Source organism: Herminiimonas sp. (assembly GCF_030645555.1).
GTDB lineage: Bacteria > Pseudomonadota > Gammaproteobacteria > Burkholderiales > Burkholderiaceae_D > Oxalicibacterium.
In genome coordinates this window covers 1-4,472 of record NZ_JAUSME010000350.1, presented here as the reverse complement: position 1 = coordinate 4,472, position 4,472 = coordinate 1, and the positions used below count along the sequence as shown (strand labels likewise).

Sequence of the window (4,472 nt, the reverse complement as noted above, 5' to 3'; positions counted from 1 at the left end):
CGTAAATGCCTGATGCTTGTCACGATCAAGGCTGATTGCGTTGCAGATCTAAGGCATCTGCTAATGCGTACATGCGGAGAACTGATTGTGTTCATCCGTACCCAGCCGATTGCCCATGCTACCAAGATGAAGGTATGGCTGTGCCTGAGCTCGACGGCAACAGATATGGTCATGGATGCCATCATGCGTTCCTTGCCAAGCGTCGAGTTCGGTCAAATCACACACAGATAATTTACTCTCCAGTCCATCATCTTCCTTGTCAGAAAGAAAGCCATGTCAATTTTTAAAGGAATCTGGGTTCCCATCGTCACACCATTTCACAATGATGCGATTGATTTTGATGCGGCACAGTGTCTTGCATACGACCTCGCCAATGATGGCGTGCATGGCATCGTCGTATGTGGCACAACAGGTGAAGCGGCGGCACTGGATGAGCATGAGCAGGCGGCATTGTTGTGCGCATTGATGGAAGCAGTCGGTGCACGTTGCCCCGTTCTGATGGGCATAAGTGGCAGCAATACGCGTGTGGTCGCTGAAAAAATAGCCAACTTTAATCAATATGCGCCGACAGGCTTTCTGCTTTCCCCACCTTCCTATGTTCGTCCGTCCCAGCAAGGCATCCTTTTGCATTTTCAGGCGGTGGCGGCGTGTACTGATCTACCCATCGTAATTTACAACATTCCTGCACGTACCGGCGTCAACATCGCAACGGAAACCGTCACTGCGCTGGCAAGCGATCCGCACTTTGTCGCCATCAAGGAAAGTAGCGGCAATGTCGCGCAATTGTCCGAGATCATTCATAGCAAGTCCTTGAATGTTTTATCCGGTGACGATGCTCTGCTACTGACTACGCTAGCGCTAGGCGGGCACGGGGCAATCTCGGCCGCAGCCCACATCCGCCCCGATCTGTTTGTTCGTATTTATGAGTTGATGAAACTGGGAGAGCCAGAACAGGCGTCGATAATCTTCAATGCCTTGCTGCCCTTGATACAGATACTGTTTTCGGAACCTAATCCAGGTCCGATCAAAGCAGCACTCGCGATGCAAGGAAAAATTCAACAGAATTTACGCTTGCCGATGACCGTCATGTCGAAGTCAGGTCAGGAGCAACTTGCGTCCATTCTGGAAGATGTAATGGCTTTACCGACATTCTCTGCTCGATCGAACACGACATGGAGCGGGAAAATGAGCTTGAGCAAGGGCGTATTTCAAGCATCCTTGTAACCATTAATTTAACGTTCGACTAGATCGTCATGATCTGCTCGAACAGCATTATGTATTACAAGAAAATAAAATTACAAAGGCAGCAGCAAGCGATAGCCGACTGCAGTTTCCGTCAACAGATACTTCGGTTGCGCCGGATCGTCTTCCAGCTTCTGCCGCAAATGCCCCATGTAGATGCGCAAATAGTGACTGCTTTCCGAATGTGACGGCCCCCATACTTCGCGCAGCAATTGCGGATTCGTGACGACACGGCCGGCATTCGTTGCCAACACACTCAGCAAGCGATATTCAGTCGGCGTCAGATGCACCATCTGGTTTCCCTTGGTTACCAGGTGCGCTTGCATGTCCAGCCTGACGTCGCCGAACTGAATGGATTCCTGTTCGTCATTCGCGGACCTGCGATGTCTGCGTACTGTTGAACGCACCCGCGCCAGCAATTCTCCCACGCCGAATGGCTTGCTTAAATAATCATCAGCGCCGGCATCAAGTGCCTTGATCTTGTCGCTTTCGTTCACGCGTGCAGACAGCACGATGATGGGGACAGCCGACCATTTACGCACATCCAGGATGAAATCGACGCCATCGCCATCCGGTAAACCGAGATCCAGCACGATCAGATTCGGCTTGCGCGTGCCGGCATCGATCAAGCCGCGCTTGATGGTTTCCGATTCGAAGACTTGCCAGCCCTCTTCTTCCAGCGCGGCGCGTACGAAGCGGCGAATTTGCGGCTCGTCTTCAACCAGCAGTGCAATGGGTAATGCTTCGCTCATGATGCTTGACCAAGGATGGTGGCGTCGCTATCGTCCATATCCGGCATGGCCGGAGGTGTGCCTAGCGGCAAGGTAAAATTAATGGAGGCACCGCCGTCAGGCGAATGCGCGGCGCGTATCGTTCCATGATGCGCTTCGACGATGGCACGACAAATTGCCAATCCGAGACCAACGCCAGGCGTCGCAGATTCGCGTTCACCGCGCGTGAATTTTTCAAAGATGGCATCTTCCTGCCCAGCCGGCAAGCCTGGACCGTTGTCGTAGACGGCCACTTCCAGGAAACGGCCACTGATTTCTGCCGCGATTACGATGCGCGAACCGGCAGGCGTGTATTTGGCTGCGTTCTCTATCAGATTGCACAACACGCGCTCTATCAGCACCGCATCGAAGCGCACCAGCGGCAAATCTTGCGCCAGCCTGGTTTTGATTTCATGCCGAACAATCGCAGATTGGCTGGCACGCAATGCGCTGCCGACAACCTCCTCAAATTCCTGCCATTGCAAATTGAGTTTCACCTCACCGCTTTGTATGCGCGCCATGTCCAGCAGATTGGCAACCAGATTACTCATGCGCAGCGCTTCATCGTGCAAGGCTTGCGCCAGTTCTTGCTGGCTGCTGGCCAGCGGCGGTTTCGACATCGTCAGCGACTCGGACAGGCCTACCAGCGAAGTCAGCGGAGTACGCAAATCATGCGACAAGGCTGCCAGCAGTGAATTACGCAAGCGTTCCGATTCCATGCGCACCAGCGCATCTTGCGCTACTTCGATGTAGTGCACGCGCTCAAGTGCAATCGCAGCGAGTGCGGCGAAGGTATCGAGTTGCTGTCTTTGCTCTGGAATCAAAATCCAGCGCCGGTTCTCTGGTTGAATCGCCAGCACGCCACGCGTACGCATGGGCGCCAGCAAAGGCAGATAGAAATAAGTGCTGGCCGGTAGCGTGTCGGTACCCATGCCGGCTGGCGTGGCGCGATCAAACGCCCATTGCGCGATACCGATATCCAATTCACCAGCACGGTTGCCATCGGCCTGCGCCGGCAAGGACAAGCGTGCAGCATCATCCGGCAACAGCAACCAGGCTTGTGCCCGGAACGTGCGTTGTATGAAGGATTGGGTAATCTCGAAGATCTGTTCGGTTTGCAAGGCACCCGACAATTCCCGTGCGAATTCATACAAGGCGCGTGCCCGCCCTTCCCTGTGCGCGGCAATTTTTGCCTGGAAGCGCAATCCCGACGTCAACTGCCCAACTATCAATCCGACCACCAGCAGCACGGAAAAAGTGACCAGATACTGTACATCGCTGACTGCAAATGAAAACCGCGGCGGAACGAAAAAGAAATCGAATAATGCCACGTTGAGAAATGCCGCCATGACTGCCGGCCCGCGCCCGAAACGGACGGCAATCAATACTTCTGTCAGCAAAAACAGCATCACGATATTGGCCAGATCCAGATGCGGCAGCAGCGGCGTTGCGATCAATGTCGTAAAAATACAGGCCGCGACTGTCCAGGCGTAAGGCCAATAATGGTTTTTCAGGTCGGCAGTCGTTTCATCTGCAGTCATACTTGAGCGTTCGGCAAAACTGTGCGGCCGAGAAGACTCATTGTCGCCTTGTCCGGTTTCCATCAAATCGACATCCGGCGCATAGCGCGCAATACGCTTCAAATGAGAGGTCTGCCAAAGCCATCTGGCATGCCCTCGACCCAGCACGATGCGCGAAAAATTATGACTGCGCGCATAGTTGACAATCTCACGTGCAATATCGCCGCCGGAAAGGACTGCCGTGGTCGCCCCAAGATCCTGCGCCAGTTTCAATGTCTTCAAGATATGCTCGCGTCGTGCCGCTGGCAGGCGCTGTAATTGCGGCGTTTCCACATAAACCGCATGCCATTCAGCGTTCAACTGTCCGGCCAGTTGCGCCGCGCTGCGGACCACATGTTCGCAACCGGCACGAGTGCCTATGCAGACCAACAGGTCGGAATCCGTTTTCCACACCCCATTGATGGATTTTTCTATCCGATAGGCTTGCACGTCATCGCCTATACGATCAGCGGTACGGCGCAAGGCCAGCTCCCGCAGCGCGATCAGATTGCCTTTGCGGAAGAAATTGCGCGATGCACGTTCTGCCTGTTGTGCTTGATATACCTTGCCTTCAGCCAGACGAGCAAGCAAATCATCGGCGGGAATATCCACCAGCACGACTTCATCTGCCTGATCGAAAACCGTGTCCGGCAAGGTTTCCGCGACGCGTATGCCGGTGATGCCACCGACTACATCGTTTAATGTTTCCAGGTGTTGCACATTGACTGCAGTGAACACATCGATGCCGGCGTCCAGCAACTCTTGCACATCCTGCCAGCGTTTGGGATGACGCGAACCTGGCGCATTGGAGTGCGCCAGCTCGTCCACCAAAATCAGCGCCGGCTTGCGCGCCAGTGCTGCATCGATATCGAATTCGAAAATGGTCTTGTCGCGATACGCA

4 protein-coding genes are annotated in these 4,472 nt (G+C 54.1%); 2 read left to right on the top strand and 2 right to left on the bottom strand.

All coding sequences use genetic code 11. From position 1 onward, the window contains the following. Together Q7T06_RS13140 and dapA are read left to right on the top strand one after the other, a co-directional pair. The coding region (locus Q7T06_RS13140) for a hypothetical protein (protein WP_304785254.1) at positions 1-231 on the top strand (231 nt) is incomplete at its 5' end. A 42-nt stretch (positions 232-273) separates the two neighbouring features. After that, positions 274-1,224 (top strand): 4-hydroxy-tetrahydrodipicolinate synthase, encoded by a 951-nt coding sequence (gene dapA / locus Q7T06_RS13135; protein ID WP_304785253.1) that lies wholly within the window; start codon positions 274-276, stop codon positions 1,222-1,224. Between the two features lie 71 nt (positions 1,225-1,295). Here the strand turns inward: dapA and kdpE are convergent, their stop codons facing one another. Next, a complete protein-coding gene (gene kdpE, locus Q7T06_RS13130; protein WP_304785252.1) occupies positions 1,296-1,994 on the bottom strand; it encodes a two-component system response regulator KdpE in 699 nt (232 codons plus the stop codon). Continuing rightward, on the bottom strand, positions 1,991-4,472 hold a 2,482-nt coding region (locus tag Q7T06_RS13125), incomplete at its 5' end, for a DUF4118 domain-containing protein (protein WP_304785251.1). The genes kdpE and Q7T06_RS13125, both read right to left, overlap by 4 nt.

Coding starts and splice junctions, on each gene's coding strand:
- kdpE (WP_304785252.1), bottom strand. CDS start 1,994: ATGAGCGAAGCATTACCCATTGCACTGCTGGTTGAAGACGAGCCGCAA.
- dapA (WP_304785253.1), top strand. CDS start 274: ATGTCAATTTTTAAAGGAATCTGGGTTCCCATCGTCACACCATTTCAC.